Raw genomic sequence first — 21,723 nt, 5'->3', positions numbered from 1 at the left:
TTGCCTCTGCGGGTGCAGGGCGCAGCCCTGCCGCACTCCCCTCTTCCAAAATGTGAAGGCCGCGCGGTGACGAGCACACCGCCCCTTCGGCTAACATTCGCCCATGCCGCATACCACTACGACTCCGCCCGCATTGCAGGATGGCGACCTGCTGGCCGCCATCGACCTTGGCTCCAATAGTTTCCACATGGTCATCGCGCGCTACACGCTCGGCCAGCTGCGGGTGATCGACCGGCTGCGCGAGACCGTGCGCATGGCCGATGGCCTGGATGGCAAAGGTGGGCTCTCTTCCGCCGCACGGCAGCGCGCGCTGGAATGCCTGGCCCGCTTCGGCCAGCGCATCCGCAATGTGCCGCCGCACCGGGTACGCGCGCTGGCCACCAACACCGTACGCCAGCTGCGCTCGCCGCAGTCGTTCCTGGTCCCGGCCGAAACCGCGCTGGGGCATGCCATCGAAGTGGTCAGTGGCCGCGAAGAAGCGCGCCTGATCTACCTCGGCGTGGCCCACGCGCAACCGCCCAAGCCTGGCCAGCGCCGGCTGGTCATCGACATCGGCGGCGGCTCCACCGAATTCATCATCGGCATGGGCATGCAGACCCTGGAGCGTGAAAGCCTGCAGGCCGGCTGCATCGCCAGCACCCGCCGCTTCTTCCCCGGCGGCAAGCTGAGCAAGAAGCGCTGGAAGGACGCGCTGGCCGAGATCGGCCGCGAGTTCCAGCCCTTTGCCAGCAAGTACCGCGCACTGGGCTGGCAGGAAGCGCTCGGATCTTCGGGCACGCACAAGGCAATCAGCGAGATCTGCGCGACGATGAAGCTGAGCAAGGGCGCGATCACCGCCGAGGCCCTGCCCCAGCTGCGCGACGAGCTGCTGAAGGCCAAGAAGATCGACGACATCCAGTTGCCGGGCCTGTCCAGCGACCGCCGCCCGATCATCGCCGGCGGCATCCTGGTGCTGGAGGCCGCCTTCCAGGCCCTGGGCCTGCAGAAGCTGCTGGTCAGCAAGGCGGCGATGCGCGAAGGCATCCTGTACGACATCGTCGGCCGTGCCGGTGAGAACGACCTGCGCGACGAATCGGTGGCCGCGCTCAGCCAGCGCTACGGCATCGACACGGTACAGGCCGACCGCGTGCAGGACACCGCGCTGTCGCTGCTGGAGCAGGTGCAGGAGCGCTGGAAACTCGATGCCGACGACGCACGCATGCTCGGCTGGGCCGCGCGCCTGCACGAGCTGGGCCTGATGATTGCCCACAGCGGCTACCACGTGCATGGCAGCTACGTGCTGGAACACTCGGACATCGCCGGCTTCTCGCGGCAGGAGCAGCAGATGCTGGCCGCACTGGTACGCAGCCATCGCCGCAGCGTGACCAAGACCGCGTTCGACGCCCTGCCCGAGCGCCTGCTGCTGACCGCACGCCGGTTGGCCGCCCTGCTGCGCCTGGCGGTACTGCTCAACCGCGCCCACGAGGACGATCCGCTGCCGGCATTGGAATTGACCGCGGACGACAATCGCCTGTCGCTGATCGTGCCGCAGGCCTTCATCGATGCGCGCCCGCTGCTCCGCGCCGACCTGATCGGCGAGACCGACGGCATCGCCGGGCTGGGCATCCAGTTCCGGCCGTTCGTGGCCTGATCCCTACGGCCAGGGCGGCACGTCATGACGCGTCGCCATAGGCCTCTTCCGCGTGTGTTCGACAAGCTGTTGAAGCTCTACGACCCCGGCCCTTCGGAGCCGTGGTCTTTTCTGTTTCCGCGCAGGTTGTCGCTGCCTGCAATTGCCATGACGCTTTCGGTCCAGAGTCGGGGCGAGGGTGCATCGTCCATCGCTCCGCCGTCGATCAGATCAATCGATTGATTCACTTCCGGTTTGTGCGAAAGCGTCATGCCGCTCCATGGCGATTTCGTCCTTTCCCCATACCTCTCCCTCTCCTCCTTCACTAGGTTCGAACAACCACCGCCTGCGGTGGCGTTGGCGCGGCCCGCTTGGCTGCGCACCGAAGACTTCGAAGACTGAGAGAGAGACACCCATGACCATCCGTATTCCCGCACTGGGGCTGGCGATCCGTCGTGCGCTTGCAATCACGGCGACCACAACCCTGGCCGTTCCGGCGCTCGCGCAGCAGGCACCGGAAGCCACCACGCTGGACCGCATCGAAATCACCGGCTCACGCATCCGCCAGGTCGACCTGGAAACCGCACAGCCGGTGCTGACCGTCAGCCGCGCCGACATCGAGCGACAGGGCTTCAACTCCGTTGCCGACATCCTGCAGAACCTGACCGCGACCGGCAGCCCGGCATTGAGCCGCGCCAGCCCGTTGAGCGCCGGCGAAGCCGCCGGCGGCAGCTACGTGAACATGCGTGGTCTCGGTGCGCAGCGCACCCTGGTGCTGGTCAACGGCAAGCGGCTGGGCATGACCACTTCGGGTTTTCAGGACATCTCCAGCATTCCTGCCGCTGCGGTGGAACGCATGGAAGTGCTCAAGGATGGTGCCTCGGCCATCTACGGGTCCGACGCGATGGCCGGCGTGGTGAACATCATCACCCGGCGCAACGTTCAGGGTGTAACCGCCAACGTCTATCACGGCCAATACAGTGAAGGCGACGGTGCCCGTACCCAGTACGACGTGGTTGCCGGCTGGTCCAATGACCGTGCTTCCATCAGCGTTGCTGCCGAGCATGTCGAAGAAAAGGGCGTCTGGGCCAGGGACCGCGGCTTCAGTGCCTATACCTATACCGACGGCCACGCGGATGACGGCTGGACCACGGTCGGCCAGTGGGGTCGCATCACCGGCTTCAAGGGCCCCGGCTGCAGCAACAGCCGGGGCTGCAGCTATTCGCTCGACCGTGGCAGCCAGCCGGGCGGGCCGGACAGCTTCCACCTCAGCGACAACACACCGTTCACCGGCGATGTCAGCAACAGCAACGAGCAGATGCATCTGCAGACGCCGATCAAGCGCGATTCGATCTTCGTCGATGCGCGCGTGGAGCTGAACGATCAGGTCCGTTTCAACACCCAGCTGGCCTACAACCGGCGCACCACCACTCGCCAGATTGCCGGCTATCCCTTCCAGTCCGGCCCAGCCGGCATCACCCCGATGTCGGCCGACAGCTGGTTCAATCCGTTCGGCAGCCATCACGGCTACGACACGCCCAGCGATGTGCACTGGAACCGTCGTACCTGGGAGATTCCTCGCGTCAGCACCAGCGATCTGACCACCTGGCAGGCCGTCGCGGCACTCGAGGGCAACTTCGAATTCGGCGGTCGCGACTTCGACTGGGAAGCGGGTTACCAGTACAACCGCAGTGAGCTGACCCAACGTGCCACCGGCAACCTGCACAAGCAGCGCGTGGCCGATGCCACCGGTCCTTCGTTCTACAACCCGGCAACCGGCAAGGTCGAATGCGGAACGCCGGATGCGCCGATCGCAGGCTGCAAACCCTGGAACCCGCTGGTTCCGTATGGCCAGGACGATCCCTATGGCCTGACCGGCAACACGGAGCTCCAGGACTGGCTGTTCCCGGAAGAACTCACCCGCGGCCGCACCACCACCCGCAACCTGTTCGCCAACCTCAGCGGCAGCCTTGCCAGCCTGCCCGCCGGTGAGCTGGGCTTCGCCGTGGGGGCCGAGAGCCGCCGCGAGGACGGCCGCTTCATCCCCGATGCGCTTGCGCAGACCGGTGCCACCACCAACCTGGCGGCAGGCCCCACCGGTGGCGGCTACCGCGTCGACGAAGCCTACCTGGAACTGAGCGTGCCGGTGCTGCGCGACCTCGCCGGCGCCCGCGAACTGACCCTCAGCGCGGCGACGCGGTACTCGGACTACTCCACCTTCGGCGGAACCCTCAACAGCAAGTTCGGCTTCACCTGGAAGCCGATCGATCAGCTGCTGGTCCGCGGCACCTGGGCACAGGGCTTCCGTGCGCCGACCATCGCCAACCTGTACGGCGGCGGCTCGGAGACGTTCACCACCGGCTTCCGCGATCCCTGCGATACGGTCCATGGCGCAGCCGCAAGCAGTGCCGAGGTCCGCGCGCGCTGTGCTGCCGACATCGCCAACGCCGACACCTACCGCCAGCTCGGCCAGGGCAATGAACCCATCACCGGCAGCAGTGGACAGACGCCCCTGCCCTTCACCAACGGCTCCAATCCCGACCTGCAGCCGGAAACTTCGACCAGCCGCACTCTGGGCCTGGTCTGGAGCCCGACGTTCGCCGAAGGGCTTCACATCGCACTGGACTGGTGGAAGATCCGCATCGACAACACCATCGTCTCCGACCATCCCAACGACATCCTTCGCGACTGCTACGAGCTGGGTATTGCCGAGCGCTGCAGCAGCTTCACCCGCGACCCGGAGCTGGGCATCGTCAACAAACTCAACTTCGGCAACCGCAACAGCGGCTTCCGCCAGGCAGAAGGCTACGACCTGGAGATTGGCCACAAGGTCGAAACCCGCTGGGGCAGGTTGAGCGCTGACTGGAAGTCCACCTATGTGGTCAACGCCGAAGAGAAGACCACCAACGAAGCCGGCGTACCGGCCATCCCCAGCAATGGCATTGCCACCAACGGCGGCATCGGCTTCCGCGTGCGCTCCAACGCGTCGCTGGGCTGGGAGCATGGCAACCTCGGCCTGACCTGGGGCCTGCGTTACTTCTCCGCCGTCAAGGAACGCTGCCTGGGTGCGGAGGATTATCCGAACGAGTGTTCCCATCCCGACCAGCGCGCGCCGTGGTTCAGCGGTACGCGCGACTACAACCGTCGTGGATCGGTCACCTTCCATGACGTGCAGGCGCGCTACAGCCTGCCGTGGGACGCCACCGTTTCGATCGGCGCCAACAACGTGTTCGGCCGCCAGGGCCCGGCCATGTACAGCCAGCCGAGTGCCAACTTCTCCTACTACGGTGGCTTCGACATCGGCCGTTTCATCTACATGAAATACCAGCAGCGCTTCTGATCCACGCACCACGCACGGTGCCCACCACGGCCCTTCGGGGCCGTGGTGGCGTACGCTTCCGGCCGCGTCATCTGCCGGTCGCAAAGCGGTCACATCGGCTACATCGCCAGGCCCGAGCATGCCGGAAACCCGGAGGCCCGCCATGCGCTATGCCATCGTCACCGAGACCTATCCGCCGGAAGTGAACGGCGTTGCCCTCACCGTGCAGGGGCTGGAGCAGGGACTGCGCAATTCCGGCCATGAGATCGACCTGATCCGGCCCCGCCAGGCCAACGAAGCGCTGGACTCCGCACCGGGCACCCTGTTGGTTCCCGGCGCCGCCCTGCCGCGCTACCCCGGCCTGCGCTTCGGCATGCCGGCACCGATCCGGCTCGGTCGCCATTGGCAGCATCAACGCCCGGATGCCGTCTATGTCGCCACCGAAGGCCCACTGGGCTGGTCGGCGGTGCGCACCGCACGGCGCCTCGGCATCCCGGTGGCCAGTGGCTTCCACACCCGCTTCGACGAGTACCTGCCCGACTACGGCGTGGCCTGGCTGCAGGCCGCCGCGATGCGCTGGATGCGCCGCTTCCACAACCAGGCCGATGCAACCCTGGTACCTACCCGCGAACTGCAGCAGTTCCTCGGCGAACAGGGCTTCGAACGCGTGCGCCTGCTGGCGCGCGCGGTCGACAGCCAGCAGTTCGATCCGAACCGCCGTGACCCTGCCCTGCGCGAAGAGTGGGGCGTGGACGGCAACGGCCTGGTGGCGATCTACGTCGGCCGCATCGCCGCGGAAAAGAACCTCGGCCTGGCGGTGAAGGCCTTCCGTCGGTTGCAGCAGATCCGTCCGAAGGCCCGCTTCGTGTGGGTGGGCGATGGCCCGGCCCGCGAAAAGCTGGCGCATGAAAATCCCGACTTCATCTTCTGCGGCGTCCAGCGTGGCGATGCGCTTGCACGTCATTTCGCCAGCGGCGATCTGTTCCTGTTCCCCAGCCGCAGCGAGACCTTCGGCAACGTGACCCTTGAAAGCATGGCCAGCGGCGTGGCAACGGTGGCCTTCGACTACGGCGCTGCGCGCGAGTACCTGCGCAATGGCGAGAATGGCGCCGCAGTGGACAACGACGAGCAGTTCATCGACGCGGCCGTGCAACTGGCCGCGGATGACGCGCAGCGCCACGTGCTGGGCAGCAACGCCGCACGCGCCATGAAGCGCCTGCATCCGCAGCAGGTGGTGGCGGAATTCGACGCCCTGCTGGCCGAACTGGCCCAGTCGCGGAGGACCGGCCATGCGCACAACGCGGCTTGAACTGCTGGCCGACCGCGAAGCACGCCTGTGCCGGCGGGCCAACCACTACTGCCGCCGCCGCCGTGTGCGCCGCCTGTTCGCGGTCATCAGCCGGCTCGGTGATGGCGTGTTCTGGTATGTGCTGATGGGCGCCCTGGTGCTGCTTGATGGCTTCGACGGCCTGCGCGCATCGGTGCACATGGCCGCCACCGGCCTGGCCGCGCTGTTGCTGTACAAGGGCCTCAAGCGCTGGACCCGGCGCCCGCGCCCGTATGCCGCCGACCTGCGCATCCGTGCCTGGGTGGCACCGCTGGACGAGTTCAGCTTCCCTTCCGGGCATACCCTGCACGCGGTGTCGTTCACCATCGTGGCGCTGGCCTATTACCCGTGGCTGGCGCCACTGCTGGTGCCGTTCACCGCGGGCGTGGCGCTGTCGCGGGTGGTACTCGGCCTGCACTACCCGTCCGATGTGCTGGCCGCCACCGGCATCGCCATCGGGCTGGCCTCGGCCAGCCTGGCCTGGTTGCCGTTGCCGGTGTAGCCCCGGGGTCAGATCCGTTTTCCTTCGGAGAGGGATCTGATCCCCACGATGCCGGCGGCGCTACCGTCATCGTTGATGCCCTAGAATGCCTGCATGACCACGTTGTTCATTTCCGACCTGCACCTGGACCCCAGCCGTCCGGAGATCACCGACCTGTTCCTGCGCTTCCTGCGCGAGCAGGCGCCCGGCGCCGATGCGCTGTACATCCTCGGCGACCTGTTCGAAGCCTGGATCGGTGACGACACGCCCTCGCCCGCCGCCGACGCAGTGGCCGATGCACTGAAGGTGCTGTCCGACAGCGGCGTGCCGGTGTACTTCATCCGCGGCAACCGTGACTTCCTGCTTGGCGAGGACTACGCGCGCCGTGCCGGCCTGCGCATCCTGCCCGACCCGTGCATGATCGACCTCTACGGTCGCCCGGTGCTGCTGCAGCACGGTGACCTGCTGTGCACCGATGACATTCCCTACCAGCAGTTCCGTGCACAGACGCGTGACCCGGCGTTCCAGGCACAGTTCCTGTCACAGCCGCTGGCAGCGCGTATCGCGTTCGCGCAGAAGGCGCGCGAAGCCAGCCAGGCCCGCCAGTCGGAAATGAAACAGGGTGATCGCGCGCAGTTCGAGACCGTCACCGACGTGGCGCCGTCCGAAGTCGATGCCACGTTCGCGCGCCATGGCGTGGACACCATGATCCATGGCCACACCCACCGCCCGGCGATCCATTCGCTGCAGGCCGGTGGCCGTGCCTGCACCCGCATCGTGCTGGGCGACTGGTACGAGCAGGGTTCGGTGCTGCGCGTGGATGCCGGCGGCTGGTCGCTGGATACGCTCGCGCGCGAATGATGGGTCCGAGGGTGCCAACCAAGGTTGGCATCTACCCGGGCAGGTGCACGTGCCCGGGTAGACGCCGCCCCTGGTCGGCGCCTGGCCTCAGCGGAAGGCCGCGATGGTGGCCTTGGTATTGACCAGCACGCGCTGGTTGTCGGCGGTACTGGCATTGCCCATCGGGATGCCGTTGTAGCTGATGTTCGGGTTCGACCAGTAGTTCAGGCGCGGGCAGCTGCGGGTGCAGTTGTAGGCCATGATCGTGCGCCAACCGGTGCCGGTGGCAGGCTCGTAGCGATAGCCGTGGCCATAGGCGTAGGGCGAGGTGCTCGAGTCGGTGGCGATGTCATGCCGCGCGCTCTGCAGATGGCCGATCTCGTGCGCGAACGAGTAGTAGCCGGTTGCGCAATCCCAGTACACCGCCGCGAAAGCGGTCGACGCGGTCGAGCCGATGCCCGAGGCCAGGCCGCAGTAGGCACTGTTGTTGATGAGCAGCACGCCGACGTCGGCTGCGGTGGTGTTGCGGCTGGTGTGGATGCTGTCCATGTAGCCGTCGCTGGTGCCGCGGAAACGTGACAGGTCGGTGGTGAAGTTACCGGACTCGCTGTAGTTGGTGGTCTCGTAACCGGCCAGTTGCAGCGTCAGGCCGACGTTGCTGTTGACGTAACCCTGGTTGGACTCGGCCACCGCCAGCTGCACCAGCGACTGCATGTTGCCGCCATAGGCAGTGACCGCCGCATTGGTCGCCACCACCAGCACGCGGATGGTCGCCGGCGTTCCCGAAGAGGCCTGCGCGATGCCGATGTGGTCGTTGTCGGCCATCGGGATCTTCGGCAGCTGGTTGTAGTCAGCCGGATGATCGGCTGGCATCCTCGATTCGTCGACCTCGACCAGCACGTGGCGGTTACCCAGTGGACGCAGGCGATAAAGCTTGCCGTCCTTGCGGATCGAACCGGTGATGGTGTCGCCCGAACGTACCAGGATCAACGAATTGCCCGGATCATCCTGGCCGCTGGAGGTGGCGGCGGTCAACCGGTCGGACGGCGAACGGAACTGGCCGTACCAGATGCTGCCACCATCCGGCAGCGCCTCGACCTTGCTGCGCACCGCCTGCACCCGTTTGCCGAGCAGCTCGAATTCCAGCTGCGGCTGCGCCGTAGCCGCCGCGTCGACACGCACTTCCTGCACCGTCGCCGTGGACGGGGTGGCCAGCAGCTTGCCGAGTGCAGGCTCGCTGTTGGCCGATGCCCGGCTGATGACCGTCACCGGTTCGAACAACGGTGCCGCATGCGCGGCTGCCGCCACCGACAAACCCAACACCAGGCCACCTGCCGCTTTGCCAATCGATCTGGACAACATTGCGTCGCTCCTTGAATGATGTGAACAGCGTTGATGCAGCACGCCCGGGTTTGCCGGGTTTGGCCATATGGCCTGCGCGGGTCGTGTGAATTCAATAGAAGATGGGAATGAAAATCAGGAACTGTGATCGACCGCATCTGCGTTAAGTAAGGTCAAAAGCGTCACTACACTTCGCCAATACACCGCTTTCGCGCTACCGTGACGCGGCCACGACGGGGAATGCACATGGCACCAGCGAAGGACACGGACGAAGATGTCGGCTTGCTGCGGATCGGCCTGTTCTTCGACGGCACCCGCAACAACGCACACAACCTGGCGCGCGGCCGTCCGCAGGTTCCGCAGCCTCGACCGGCGCAGCTGCGCGCGGACGATGATTCGACCTACCAGAGCCGGCTGACCAGCAGCTACGACAACGGCCTGACCAACATCGCGCGCCTGCAGCAGCTGTATCCGGACAGCCGCCGTGATGCGATGGCCGCTCCCTCGCTGTCGATCTATGTCGAAGGCGTGGGTACCCGCGATGATGCCGACGACGATCTGATCGGGCTGGCCTTCGGCATCGGTGCCAGTGGCGTTCGCGCGAAAGTGCAGCGCGCGCTGCAGGTGCTGCTGCCGGCCGCACTGTCGGGACTATCCGCACGCTGGCAGCGACCGCTGCATGGCGTGCAGCTGGACCTGTTCGGTTATTCACGCGGTGCTGCTGCCGCACGTGACATCGCCAACCAACTGCAGGGCTGGGACGGCGTGCGCTGGCGCCAGCTGCTGCAGGCCGCCGGCCTGTCCTGCACTGCGAACTTCGCCCCGGCCACGCCGGTGCTGCGCTTCACCGGGCTGTTCGACACCGTTGTCGCAGTCAATGGCGGCCGCGCCGATGAGCGGCCGCAGCTGGCCCTGCACGGCGGCATCGCCGGTCGCGTCGTGCAGCTCACTGCACGCGATGAACATCGCCAGCACTATCCGTTGACCAGCGTGGCACCGCCGTTTGCCGAGATCGCCCTACCCGGCGTACACGCGAATATCGGCGGTGGCTACAACCAGCTGGAAGAAGGTCCCAAGCTGCTCAGCCGCCCGCGCCGGCAACAGCTGCGCCGCCCAGGGGTTGCCGACTACCAGCTCCCTCCACTGGCATTGCTGCAGGCCACCACGGCCTACGCCGAAACGCAGGCCGATGCCGAACGCTGGCGCCAGCAGCTGGGCGTGGGTGAGAAGGAGGTCTGGGTGGATGTCTGGCACCAGTGGCAGCAGCAGCGTCGCGCCGGCAGCCGCAGCGTGCTGTTGTCACCGGTGCTGTATGTGACCGCCGCGGTGGTGCTGCGTCGGCGCATCGACTGGCGTTACCAGCTGATCGCACTGCAGGTGATGCAGCAGCAGGCCATCGACGCCGGCGTGCAATGGACCGCCAATGCCGCCGAGGTTCCTGGCTGGGAGCTGCCGTCCGCCCTGCAGCCGATCGCACGGCGCCTGGTGGCCGGGCAGCCGCTGACGCAGACACAGGAGGCGCTGCTGCGCCGGCGTTACCTGATGCAGTCGGCGCACTGGAACTTCGATGCACTGGGCGACACCGCACTGACCTACGCCGCCGATGCCGGCGTCAGCGAACTACCCTACCGGCCGGGTCCCGGCCTGTTCTACATCAACCGGCCGACGGTGGATGGCAAGCGCGTGGTATTGCCGAACGCCTGAAAAAAGGGGACGGAGGGGATTAAGTCGTTTGTGCCACAAACGACTTAATCCCCTCCGTCCCCTTTTCTTCAACCGGCCTGTTCGACCAGGTTGGCGAGCTCATCCGCATCGAAACCGGCCAGCAGGCGCGCTTCCATGTTGAACGGTCCGTGCAGGTAGCCGCCGGCGTACTCCACCAGCAGTTCCTTGAAACGTGCGCGCGGCTCGACGCCGGCGCGGTCGCAGTACCAGCGGTACCAGCGCGAACCGGCAGCTACATGCGCCACTTCCTCGCGCAGGATCACTTCCAGCACATCGGCAGTCTCGCCATCGCCGACATTGCGCAGCTTCTCGATCATGCCGGGCGTCACGTCCAGGCCGCGCGCTTCCAGCACGCGCGGCACCAGTGCCATGCGTGCCAGACCGTCATGCGCGGTCTTTTCGCACATTTCCCACAGGCCGTTGTGCGCGGGGAAATCAGCATAGTCGTGGCCGTGTGCCTGCAGGCGCTCGCGCAGCAGCATGAAGTGCCGCGATTCGTCGTCGGCACAGCTGACCCAATCGGCATGGAACGCCGAGGGCAGGCCGCGGAAGCGGTACACCGCATCCCAGGCCAGGTCGATCGCGTTGAGTTCGATATGGGCGATGGCGTGGATGAAGGCAGCCCGTCCTTCCACACCGCCCAGTCCGCGCCGCGGCACTTCGCGCGGGTGCACCAGCACCAGCTGCGCCGGCCGGCCCGGCATGCGGATCGGCTCTGGCGGTAGCGCGTCGGCAGCCACCTTCAGGCGGCCGGCACGGAACGCAGCGGCGTAGGCCTGGGTCAGCGCAACCTTGCGCAGCGGGTCGGCTTCGGCCAGGCACTGCTGCGCTGCGCGCAGCAGGTCGCCAGCAACGTCGGGCACGTCAACCACGCCTGGTCCTCAGGCGCGGCGCTTGTGCTTGGCGTCGTCCGACCGCAGCTGCTGGATGCGCTCGAAGTAGCCCGGTTCAATGCCGGTCGGGTAGTGGCCGTTGAAGCAGGACGAATCGAAGTTGCGCAGCGCCGGATTGCCCTCGCTCACTGCCGCTTCCATGTCTTCCAGGTCCTGGTAGATCAGCCAGTCGCAGCCCAGGTGGGCTTCGATCTCTTCCACGGTGCGGTTGTGCGCGACCAGTTCCTCGGCCGCCGGCATGTCGATGCCGTAGATGTTCGGGTAGCGCACCGGCGGCGCGGCGCTGGCCAGATAGACCTTGCGCGCGCCCGCGTCACGGGCCATCTGCACGATCTGCTGGCTGGTGGTACCACGCACGATCGAATCGTCCACCAGCAGCACCACGCGGTTGCGGAACTCAAGGTGGATCGGGTTGAGCTTGCGACGCACCGACTTCACGCGTTCGCCCTGCCCCGGCATGATGAAGGTGCGGCCGATGTAGCGGTTCTTGATGAAGCCTTCGCGGTACTTCACGCCGAGCACGTTGGAGATCTCAAGCGCAGCGTCGCGCGAGGTATCCGGGATCGGGATGATGGTGTCGATGTCGTGGTCCGGGCGCAGGCGCAGGATCTTCTCGCCCAGCTTGATGCCCATGCGCATGCGCGCCTTGTGCACCGACACGTTGTCGATCATCGAATCCGGGCGTGCGAAATACACGTATTCGAAGATGCACGGGGTGTGCTCGGCCGGCTCGGCGCAGATCTCCGAGAACAGCTCGCCACGCGCGGTGATCACCAGCGCTTCGCCCGGCTGCACATCGCGCACGCGCTGGAAGCCCAGCACGTCCAGCGCGGCCGACTCGGACGCCACGATGTACTCGTCGCCCTCGGCATGGCTGCGCTTGCCCAGCACCAGCGGACGGATGCCATGCGGGTCGCGGAAGGCGACCAGGCCCAGGCCCAGCACCACGCTGACCACTGCATAGCCACCCTTGCAGCGGCGGTGCACGCCAGCCACCGCGCGGATCGCGGCTTCCGGGCTCAGCTGGCGCTGCTGCTCCAGTTCGTAGGCGAACACGTTCAGCAGCACTTCGCTGTCCGAATCGGTGTTGACGTTGCGGCGGTCCTGTTCGAACACCTGCTGGCGCAGCGCCTCGGTATTGATCAGGTTGCCGTTGTGGGCCAGCGCGATGCCGTACGGCGAATTGACGTAGAACGGCTGCGCCTCGTCCATGCCTTCCGAACCGGCAGTCGGGTAACGCACGTGGGCGATGCCGACGCTGCCTTCCAGGGTGGACATGGTGCGGGCATCGAACACATCGCGGACCAGGCCAGTGGCCTTCTGCACGCGCAGGCGGCTGCCGTTGGCGGTGGCGATGCCCGCCGCGTCCTGGCCACGGTGCTGGAGGACGGTCAAGCCGTCATACAACTGCCCGGCGACGTTCTGGTTGCCGACGATTCCGACGATGCCACACATGGTGCGAGGTCTCCGCTGGGCTGAGCCCAGTTACAAGGAAGGTGGCCGTACCTGGCCGCGGTGGTCGCCGCGCCTGCGGTCGACATTGGCCGGATCGCCCGGCTCGATACTGTCCGGCAGTGCTGGGGCGTCCGGACGCACTTCGGCCGGATCGTAGGAATCGCCCTGTTCCGCTTTCGCAGGCCGCAGCCATCCGCTGCCTGCCACTACCTGGTTGAGGATGCCATTATCGCCTGCCGCGCCCGGCTTTCCCAACCCGGCGCCTGCGTTCTTGCCCAACTCCATCAATGCAGATGGGGACAGCGCGTCGGTCGGCAAGGCCTTGGGCAGCAGATCGGCCCCGGGAACCTCCCAGTGCGGCAGCTTGCTGTTCATCCAGGCAACGGTGGGGTTCAGCAGTGGCCGCACCGCCGAGCGCTGCCAGGAAGGCTCGGCAGTCAGCGGGGTGAAACTGCCCAGCAGCAGCAGGATCGCGGCGATCAGGCCGCCCCGCACGGCGCCCAGCACCCCGCCCAGCAGGCGGTCCAGGCTGGTCAGCATGCTGCGGTGGACCAGGGCCTTGATGACCATGCCGATCACCGCAACCACGATCATCACGCCGATGCCGACCCCCAGGTAGCCACCGACGAAGTGTTCGCCACCGGGGGCCGCCGGGGCGGCCCACCAATGTGCGGCGTCATTGCCGAAGGCGAAGGCCGCCCACGCGGCCAGCAGCCACGACAGGGTGCCGATGACGATTCCCACGAAGCCGCGCAGCATCCCCAGCAGGGTGGAGGCGGCGATCACGATCAGCAGCACCACGTCGATCATGGCGCCCCGCTCCTTCGGCGGCGCTGGCAACGAGGCTGCGCGTGGGTCATGGGTGCGGTCGGACCATGCCGGCCACGCCGACCTTGGCGGCAACCTGCGCCTTCAGCTGCTCGGCATCGCCACGGTTGGCCACCGGCCCGACGCGGACGCGATGCAGGGTGCCCTTTTCGGTGCGCACCTGCTCGACAAAAGCGCTGAAGCCGGCGGCGCGGACCTTGTCGCGCAGGGCGTTGGCATCGTTGGCCTGGCCGAACGCGCCCAGCTGCACGGCAAAGCCGACGCCGCTGGCGGCCGGCGCTGCCGGCGTGGCCGGGGCCGTTGCCGGCTTGCTGGCGGTGGCCTCCGGCTTCGGCTCGGGCTTCGGGGTTTCGGGCTTCGGCGCCGGCTTCGGCGGCTCGGGCTTGGCCGCCGGAGTGGTCGTTGCAGTCGGCGTACTCGGCGGCAGGCTTTCACTGCGCACCGGGTTGCTGCTGGCCGACGGCGCGGTGGCGGCGGATGGGGTACTGGCGCTCGGCGTAGCCGGTGCCGGGGTGGCTGCCACCGGGGCGCTGCTGTCCGCTGCGGCATCCAGGGTGATCACTTCGGCCTTCACATCGGCACGGATCTTCACCGCCTGCAGGCGGGCGGCCTCGGCCTGTGCACGGTCGGCGTACGGCCCCACGCGCACGCGCCATGCCTGGCGGCCGTTGATGGTCGCCGTTTCGGCGAAGCCCGGCAGCTGCGAGCGCTTCAGGTAGGCGATCACCGCATCGGCGTCGGCCTTGCTGCCGTAGGCACCGAAGGTAACCGCATAGTTGCCGGCGGCGACCGTCGGCGAGGTGTCCACGGTCGGCGGAGTGGCCGGCGTGGCGGCGTCCGGCAGCGGCTTGGCCTGCCCGGTCTGCAGGCCGGTGGCACCACCGGCCGGGGCGACCAGGGGCAGCTCACGGGTTTCGAACTGGCCATCGGCCGGTGCATCCGGCGCGGCGATCGGCACATTGGCCACGCCGCTGTCCGGTGCCGGCCCCTTGACCAGCATCGGCAGGAAAATCACGGCCAGTGCCACCAGCACGATGGCACCAATCAGACGCTGTTTCAGAGGCGTATCCACGTGAGGCAGGCAACTGTCCGGAGATTGGCATCGATTATACGGGTGCCGGACCGGACGGCGTCGGCGTTGGCTGAACGCGTATCAGGCATCGCCCTGCAGCCATTGCAGGGCGGCGGCAGCGGTATGGAAGGAGCCGAACACCAGCACGCGGTCACCGCGCTCGGCCTGGGCCAGCACCTGCGCCAGTGCCTGTTCGACGCAGTCAGCCAGCAGCGCCGTGGCGGCGGCGGTGCCGGCCAGGCGTGCCTGCAGCTGGGCGGCGCTCTGCCCGCGCGGGCCTTCCAGCCCGGCCAGGGTCCACTCGCCCACTACGTCCTCCAGCGCCTGCACCACCCCCGCTGCGTCCTTGTCCTGCAGCGCGGCGTACACCGCCAGGGTGCGCCCGGCAGAGACCTCGGCCTTCAGCGCACGCGCCAGCTGGCCCGCCGCCTGCGGGTTGTGGCCGACGTCGACGCGGATCTGCACGCCATCGCGCTCGAATGCCTGCAGCCGGCCGGAAATGCGCGCCGCTGCGACACCGGCGGCCCACGCCGTACGCGGCACCGGCTTGTCCAGCGCGCGCAGCGCGGCGATGGCGGCACCCGCATTGGCCAGCTGGATCGGGCCGGCCAGCGCCGGAGTCGGCAGTTCCATGCGCAGGCCGACATCGCGCCAGCGCCAACGCTGCGCATCGATCGGCTCGTAGAAATAGTCGCTGCCACCACGGATCGCATTGGCGCCAACCAGGTAGGCACGGCGCAGCACGCTCGACGGCGGATCGGTCTCGCCCAGGATCACCGGCTTCCAGCCGCGGATGATGCCGGCCTTCTCGGTCCCGATCGCCTCGCGATCCTCGCCCAGCCACTCGGCATGGTCGATGTCCACGGTAGTGATCACCGCCACGTCGGCGTCCACGATGTTGACCGCATCGAGGCGGCCGCCCAGGCCCACTTCCAGTACCGCCAGGTCCAGCCCGGCGTCGGCGAACAGCTGCAGCGCGGCCAGCGTGCCGTACTCGAAATAGGTCAGCGTGATCTCGCCACGCACGGCTTCGATCGTATTGAACGCGGCGACCAGCGCGGCATCGTCCACGTCCTGGCCGTCGATGCGCACGCGCTCGTTGTAGCGCAGCAGGTGCGGCGAGGTGTAGGCACCGACCTTCCAGCCGGCGGCGCGTGCAATGGCTTCGATGAAAGCCACGGTTGAGCCCTTGCCGTTGGTGCCACCGACCACGATGGTGCGCTTGGCCGGCGCGCCCAGGCCCATCGCCGCGGCCACGGCGCGCACGCGCTCCAGGCCCATGTCGATGCTCGCCGGGTGCTGGCGTTCAATGTAGTCCAGCCAGTCGGCCAGGGTGGTCGGGGTGTTCGTCACGGCAGCGGTTCCAGCAGAAGCAGTTGATGCGGGGGATGGATCAGAGGGCGCGGTGCTTGGCTTCGCCGAAGAACGGCGTGTGGTGGGCGCAGTCGTTCAGGCGCACCACTTCCAGGCTGTCCAGGTCGGCGCCTTCGAGCAGGTTGAGCGTGGTCGGTGCCTGGCGGAAAGTCCACAGGCGGGAAAGCGGCAGGCCCAGCACCTTGCACAGGATCACGCGGTTGACCGCATCGTGCGCAACCACCAGCAGGGTGTCGTGCTCGCCGAGGCCTTCGGTGGCACGCGCCAGGCCGCGCCAGCTGCGCTCCAGCACCAGGCGCAGCGATTCGCCGCCGGGCATCAACACCGTATCCGGCTCCTCGCGCCAGGCATGCAGGCGCGACGGATCCTTCTCGTGGATCTCGCTGGCGAGCAACCCTTCCCATTCACCGTGGGCGATTTCCTGCAGCTCGGGCTCGGTCAGCAGCATGTCGGCGCGGGCGGCGCCAAGCGCCAGCTGCGCGGTGCGCTGAGCGCGCGACAGCGGCGAGGCGACGGCACGGGTGATGTCCACCGAGGCCAGGCGGGCACCCAGTGCCTGGGCCTGGGCTTCACCGATCGGCGAAAGCGGAATATCGATCTGGCCCTGGTAGCGGCCTTCGGCGTTCCACGGCGTTTCGCCGTGGCGGGCAAGCAGGATGCGCATGCGTGCAAGGGGTCCTGGGGGGAGGAGGTTTCCGCGTTTCGTTCACATCCTGTGAAGTACGCGGAACAGGGATGATACCTGTTCGGCGCACCGGGCCGGGCCGGGCATGAAAAAACCCCGCGACGTGGGTCGCGGGGTTTGGGAAACTCCGGCTATCTGGTCGAGGTTGCCGGCCAGCGGCCGGCACTGCCTCACTTCGCCAGGTTCAGTTCCTTCAGCAGCTGCGGCGCCGGCGCCACTTCCTGCATGATCCACTGCATGTAGCGGCTGTCGACGGCGATCATGCGGGTCATCACCGGGTCGAACACCCAGTTGGAGCTGACCGATTCCCAGTTGCCATCGAAGGCCAGGCCGACCAGCTTGCCGTTGGCGTCCAGCACCGGCGAACCCGAGTTGCCACCGGTGATGTCCAGGTTGGACAGGAAGTTCACCGGCACCGAACCAATGCGCTTGTCTTCCAGGCCGCCGTAACGCTTGGCCTTGACTGCATCAAGCAGCGCCTTCGGCGAATCGAACGGATCCTCACCGGTTTCCTTCGCCGCCACGCCTTCCAGGGTGGTGAACGGGGTGTACTTCACGCCGTCCTTGCCATAGCCCATGACGTTGCCGAAGGTGATGCGCAGCGACAGGTTGGCGTCCGGGTAGACGAACTCACCCTGGCTCTTCTTGTAGTCGGCCACGGCCTGCAGGTACAGCGGGCGCGCGGTCAGCGATTCGCCTTCGCGGATCTTCTTCTGCTCTTCCTGCTTCAGCAGTGCCGGCATGACGGCCACGGCGTACTGGATGGCCGGATCGTTGCTGGCCTCAAACGCGGCGCGGTCGGCCTTGAACCATTTCAGGCGTGCATCCAGGCTGCCCAGCTCGGTGCCCGACAGCTTGCCCACCAGCGATTTCACCGCAGCGGCATCGCTGCCGGCCAGCCACTTGTTCAGCACTTCGTTGTCGCGCTGTGCGGCCGGCAGGGCCACGTACTGGTCCAGCCAGTAGGCCTGCAGCTGCTGGTCCATCTTCGCCACGTAGCGGCGGTCCATCTGCTTCAGGCCACCTTCGATGGTGGTCAGGTCGCGTTCCTGGTAACCGGCTTCGCGCTCGGCATCCGGCTTGCTGCGCTCGATCGACAGGCGGTACAGGGTGATCGCCGCGCCAACGGCCGAGGTGTTGTTGAACTGACCGACGAACAGGTCGCGTTCGCGGGTCGACTTGCTGGTATCCAGATGCTTGAGCAGCTGCGCGTGTGCCGCCAGGGCCGGCTTGCCGGCAGCGCCCTGCTTCTTCAGCCACGCCAGCACGGCAGCTTCTTCAGCCTGCTTCTGGCCAGCGGCGTCGATGCGCTTGAAGCCTTCCAGCTGGCCCAGGTAGTTCTTGGCCACGTTGTTCATGCTGGCGGCGGTGGCGGCGTACTTCACCTTGACGTCGGCGTCGGCCTTGCCGGCGTCGGCGATCATCTTCAGCACGGCGTTGTAGTGCTTGGCGATGGTCGGGTAGGTGAAGCTGGCGGTTTCGTTGAATTCACCGGCCAGGGCATAGCGGTTGGTGCGGCCCGGGTAGCCCGCCACCATCACGAAGTCGTCGGCACCCAGCGGCTGGTCGGCGAACTTCAGGAAGTGCTTGGGCTGGTACGGCACGTTGTCGGCGGCGAAGGCGGCCGGCTTGCCGTCCTTGCCGACGTAGGCGCGGTAGAACGAGAAATCGCCGGTGTGGCGCGGCCACATCCAGTTGTCGACGTCGCCGCCGAACTTGCCGACGCTGCCCGGGGGCGCGTAGACCAGGCGCACGTCCTTGATTTCCATGTTGCGGAACAGGCGGTAGGTGTTGCCGCCGGAGAAGCTGTACAGGCGGCAGCGGAAGCCGGCATCGGCTTCACAGGCGGCGACCTGGGCCTTGTCGAAGGCGTCCAGCGCGCGGCTGCGGGCCAGCGGGTCGTTGCCGGCGGCAGCGATGGCGGCCTTGGCCTGGGTGGTGACGTCGGTGATCTGGTCGAGCACGAACACGCGGGCGTTCGGGCCGGCGCTCAGTTCGTCCTTCAGGGTCGGCGCGTTGAAGCCGTCCTTGATCAGGTTCTTCTGCGCGGTCGAATTCAGCTGGATGGCGCCATAAGCGCAGTGGTGGTTGGTGACCACCAGGCCCTGCGGCGAGACGAAGCTGGCGGTGCAGCCGCCGAGGGCGACGACCGCGCCCATCGGGTCGCCGGTCAGGTTGGACAGCTGTTCCGGGGACAGCTTCAGGCCGGCCTTCTGCAGCGGGCCGGCGATTTCCGGCAGCTGCTGCGGCACCCACATGCCTTCAGCGGCATGGGCGACCTGGGCCAGCCCGAGGCTGGCGACGATGGAGAATGCAAGCAGGTTCGAGCGCATGGAGCGGCCCCTGGTAGTGGAACCCTCGATTGTAGCCCGCCGCCCTGCCCCGGCCCGAACCCCGGAAGTCATGGGCCTACTTCTTGCGCTGCCATGCGCACGTCGGCCGCGCACATGGAATGGTCCAGAGGGGGCGTGGTCACCCTGGTCGGGACCGTTGGCGCCATGGGCCGGGCGCATGCGACTGGCGGGTTGGGCAGGACGCCCAACCCCGGTCTTGCCGTGTGCGCAGGACAGCGCGCACGAGCAAGGCGCCATCGAGCACCATGGATGGGCTTTTGCGTGTCCCGGCCAGGGTGACCACGCCCCCTCCCCCGGAATCAAGGAGGCGCTGCTGTTTGCGGCACGTTCGAAACGCCCGCCGGCGCACGCCTTTCGTTCCGCCAATGCACCCGCAGCGCAACATGGGAAATCCGCGCGGCACCCTATAATCCGCGCTTTCCCCCTGATGAGTTCCACCCCGATGGCGCAGCAAACGATGAAGGCCCTGGTCAAGCGCGAAGCGGCCAAGGGCATCTGGCTGGAAGAAGTTCCGGTGCCGACCCCGGGCCCGAACGAGGTCCTGATCAAGCTGGAGAAGACCGCGATCTGCGGTACCGACCTGCACATCTACCTGTGGGACGAGTGGAGTCAGCGCACCATCAAGCCGGGCCTGACCATCGGCCACGAATTCGTCGGTCGCGTCGCCGCACTCGGCTCGGCCGTGACCGGCTATGAAATCGGCCAGCGCGTCTCGGCCGAAGGCCACATCGTCTGCGGCCACTGCCGCAACTGCCGTGGCGGCCGCCCGCACCTGTGCCCGAACACCGTCGGCATCGGCGTCAACGTCAACGGCGCCTTCGCCGAATACATGGTGATGCCGGCCAGCAACCTGTGGCCGATCCCGGACCAGATCCCGTCGGAGCTGGCTGCGTTCTTCGACCCCTACGGCAACGCCGCGCACTGTGCGCTGGAATTCAATGTGATCGGCGAGGACGTGCTGATCACCGGTGCCGGCCCGATCGGCATCATCGCCGCCGGCATCTGCAAGCACATCGGTGCGCGCAACGTGGTGGTGACCGACGTCAATGATTTCCGCCTGAAGCTGGCCGCCGACATGGGTGCCACCCGCGTGGTCAACGTGGCCAACCAGTCGCTGAAGGACGTGATGAAGGAACTGCACATGGAGGGCTTCGACGTGGGCCTGGAAATGAGCGGCAACCCGCGCGCGTTCAACGACATGCTCGACTGCATGTACCACGGCGGCAAGATCGCCATGCTCGGCATCATGCCCAAGGGCGCCGGCTGCGACTGGGACAAGATCATCTTCAAGGGCCTGACCGTGCAGGGCATCTACGGCCGCAAGATGTACGAGACCTGGTACAAGATGACCCAGCTGGTGCTGTCCGGCTTCCCGCTCGGCAAGGTGATGACCCACCAGCTGCCGATCGACGACTTCCAGAAGGGCTTCGACCTGATGGAAGAAGGCAAGGCCGGCAAGGTTGTTTTGAGCTGGAATTGACCCTTCGCCGTGCGCGATGGGTGGGTGCCGAGCTTGCTCGGCACACCTTGAAATTGAAAAAGGCGCCCGATGGGCGCCTTTTTCTTTGGTGTTGCCGGCCAGCGGCCGGCACTACCCGTAACGCCTGCGGCGTTACTTGCCGACGGCGACGCTCAGCATCACCCGGCTGTGGGCCAGCTTGCCGGAATTGTCACGGCCGTTGCCGTCGGTGCCGTAGTAGCCCAGGCCGACGTTGAACAGGCCGAACTGGCGCGCGACGCCGACGTTCCAGTCGGTGTAGTCCTTGGCGATGCCGTCCTCGAAGGTGCTGCGACCGACGTTGGCATTCAGGGTGAAGTCCTTCGGCAGGCCCCAGCTGCCGCCCAGGCCGAAGTACCAGCCATCGGTGCTGCTGTTCCAGACATCGTTGGTGTAGGCCACCGTCAGCTTGTAGGTGTCATCCAGCGTGGTGGTGGTGATCAGCTCGTTGTAGTTCTGGTGGCTGGACTTCAGGTAGGTGTAGCGGTTCAGCAGCACGTCGAAGTTGACGCGCTCGGTGACGTCCACGCCGTAGCCGATCAGGTAGTCGACCTCGGTCTTCGGGTCACCCGCACCAAAATCCACGCCCGAGCCCCACACGCCTGCGTACAGGCCAACCGGGCTGGTGTAGGTGAAACCGGCCTGCAGGGTCGGATCCTCGTCGGTCTGCGACACACCACGGAACAGGTAATCGGAAACAGCGGTGACGTTCCAGCTGTACGGCGATTCGTTTTCCTGGGCGCTGGCGGCGAACGGGGTGGCCAGGGTCAGGGCAGCGGCAATGGCGAGGCAGGCACGGGCGTGCTTCATGGGCGTCTCCGAGGGTGGCGGGGGCAGGAAGGGGGAGCGGGCAACCGGCGCCAGACAGGCGCGGTTCACGAATTTTTAACCCGTTTGCTATTGCGATGCAACATGTGCCACC

General features: G+C 67.0%; 17 protein-coding genes. 7 read left to right on the top strand and 10 right to left on the bottom strand.

The genetic code is table 11. The annotated features are described in order from the left end of the window. The first annotated feature begins 103 nt into the window (after positions 1–103). On the top strand, positions 104–1,630 hold the full coding sequence (gene ppx, locus Q9Q79_RS04270; protein WP_005408255.1) for an exopolyphosphatase: 1,527 nt from the start codon (positions 104–106) through the stop codon (positions 1,628–1,630). A gap of 77 nt (positions 1,631–1,707) precedes the next feature. On the opposite strand, the gene Q9Q79_RS04265 is transcribed toward ppx, so the two are convergent. Further along, positions 1,708–1,881, bottom strand: a complete 174-nt coding sequence (locus Q9Q79_RS04265; RefSeq protein WP_154344324.1) for a hypothetical protein — start codon at positions 1,879–1,881, stop codon at positions 1,708–1,710. Between the two features lie 143 nt (positions 1,882–2,024). On the opposite strand from Q9Q79_RS04265, the gene Q9Q79_RS04260 reads away from it, so the two are divergent. The 4 genes from Q9Q79_RS04260 (at position 2,025) to lpxH (ending at position 7,597) form a co-directional block, all read left to right on the top strand. Continuing rightward, entirely contained in the window at positions 2,025–4,949 is a 2,925-nt protein-coding gene (locus Q9Q79_RS04260) for a TonB-dependent receptor (RefSeq protein ID WP_005408253.1), read from the top strand. A 142-nt stretch (positions 4,950–5,091) separates the two neighbouring features. Next, positions 5,092–6,237 carry a glycosyltransferase family 1 protein gene (locus tag Q9Q79_RS04255; protein ID WP_012479258.1) on the top strand — a complete coding sequence of 382 codons (1,146 nt, stop codon included), beginning with the start codon at positions 5,092–5,094 and terminating at the stop codon, positions 6,235–6,237. After that, entirely contained in the window at positions 6,218–6,757 is a 540-nt protein-coding gene (locus Q9Q79_RS04250; RefSeq protein WP_005408251.1) for a phosphatase PAP2 family protein, read from the top strand. Before Q9Q79_RS04255 ends, Q9Q79_RS04250 begins: the two co-directional genes overlap by 20 nt. A gap of 93 nt (positions 6,758–6,850) precedes the next feature. Further along, complete coding sequence (lpxH, locus tag Q9Q79_RS04245) at positions 6,851–7,597, top strand: UDP-2,3-diacylglucosamine diphosphatase (RefSeq protein ID WP_012479257.1); 747 nt, start codon at positions 6,851–6,853, stop codon at positions 7,595–7,597. An 87-nt stretch (positions 7,598–7,684) separates the two neighbouring features. On the opposite strand, the gene Q9Q79_RS04240 is transcribed toward lpxH, so the two are convergent. Further along, positions 7,685–8,938, bottom strand: coding sequence for a zinc-dependent metalloprotease (locus Q9Q79_RS04240; protein WP_012479256.1), 1,254 nt, complete (start codon positions 8,936–8,938; stop codon positions 7,685–7,687). A gap of 225 nt (positions 8,939–9,163) precedes the next feature. Here Q9Q79_RS04240 and Q9Q79_RS04235 point away from each other — a divergent pair, with 225 nt between their 5' ends. After that, positions 9,164–10,621 carry a DUF2235 domain-containing protein gene (locus tag Q9Q79_RS04235; protein ID WP_049441499.1) on the top strand — a complete coding sequence of 486 codons (1,458 nt, stop codon included), beginning with the start codon at positions 9,164–9,166 and terminating at the stop codon, positions 10,619–10,621. 68 nt (positions 10,622–10,689) lie between these two features. Here the strand turns inward: Q9Q79_RS04235 and Q9Q79_RS04230 are convergent, their stop codons facing one another. The 7 genes from Q9Q79_RS04230 to Q9Q79_RS04200 form a co-directional block, all read right to left on the bottom strand. Next, the gene (locus tag Q9Q79_RS04230) at positions 10,690–11,514 is read right to left on the bottom strand and encodes a ferritin-like domain-containing protein (protein ID WP_201861810.1); all 825 of its coding nucleotides are present in this window, start codon (positions 11,512–11,514) and stop codon (positions 10,690–10,692) included. 9 nt (positions 11,515–11,523) lie between these two features. Then, positions 11,524–12,990 (bottom strand): amidophosphoribosyltransferase, encoded by a 1,467-nt coding sequence (gene purF / locus Q9Q79_RS04225; protein ID WP_005408246.1) that lies wholly within the window; start codon positions 12,988–12,990, stop codon positions 11,524–11,526. A 30-nt stretch (positions 12,991–13,020) separates the two neighbouring features. Further along, a complete protein-coding gene (locus Q9Q79_RS04220; protein WP_012479253.1) occupies positions 13,021–13,800 on the bottom strand; it encodes a CvpA family protein in 780 nt (259 codons plus the stop codon). A 46-nt stretch (positions 13,801–13,846) separates the two neighbouring features. Next, on the bottom strand, positions 13,847–14,890 hold the full coding sequence (locus Q9Q79_RS04215; RefSeq protein ID WP_111174099.1) for an SPOR domain-containing protein: 1,044 nt from the start codon (positions 14,888–14,890) through the stop codon (positions 13,847–13,849). 81 nt (positions 14,891–14,971) lie between these two features. Beyond that, entirely contained in the window at positions 14,972–16,243 is a 1,272-nt protein-coding gene (gene folC / locus Q9Q79_RS04210; protein WP_201861809.1) for a bifunctional tetrahydrofolate synthase/dihydrofolate synthase, read from the bottom strand. A gap of 40 nt (positions 16,244–16,283) precedes the next feature. Beyond that, positions 16,284–16,928, bottom strand: coding sequence for a histidine phosphatase family protein (locus Q9Q79_RS04205; RefSeq protein WP_033835762.1), 645 nt, complete (start codon positions 16,926–16,928; stop codon positions 16,284–16,286). Positions 16,929–17,119: 191 nt separating this feature from the next. Continuing rightward, complete coding sequence (locus tag Q9Q79_RS04200; RefSeq protein WP_005412359.1) at positions 17,120–19,282, bottom strand: S46 family peptidase; 2,163 nt, start codon at positions 19,280–19,282, stop codon at positions 17,120–17,122. Positions 19,283–19,760: 478 nt separating this feature from the next. Here Q9Q79_RS04200 and tdh point away from each other — a divergent pair, with 478 nt between their 5' ends. Continuing rightward, entirely contained in the window at positions 19,761–20,783 is a 1,023-nt protein-coding gene (gene tdh, locus Q9Q79_RS04195) for an L-threonine 3-dehydrogenase (RefSeq protein ID WP_010483949.1), read from the top strand. Positions 20,784–20,915: 132 nt separating this feature from the next. Here the strand turns inward: tdh and Q9Q79_RS04190 are convergent, their stop codons facing one another. Next, complete coding sequence (locus Q9Q79_RS04190; protein WP_060379944.1) at positions 20,916–21,611, bottom strand: TorF family putative porin; 696 nt, start codon at positions 21,609–21,611, stop codon at positions 20,916–20,918. Positions 21,612–21,723: the final 112 nt, after the last annotated feature.

This window comes from Stenotrophomonas sp. a6, assembly GCF_030913325.1.
Taxonomy (GTDB): domain Bacteria; phylum Pseudomonadota; class Gammaproteobacteria; order Xanthomonadales; family Xanthomonadaceae; genus Stenotrophomonas; species Stenotrophomonas maltophilia.
Note: the sequence above shows the minus strand (reverse complement) of the source record. Positions and strands in the feature narration are given on the sequence as shown.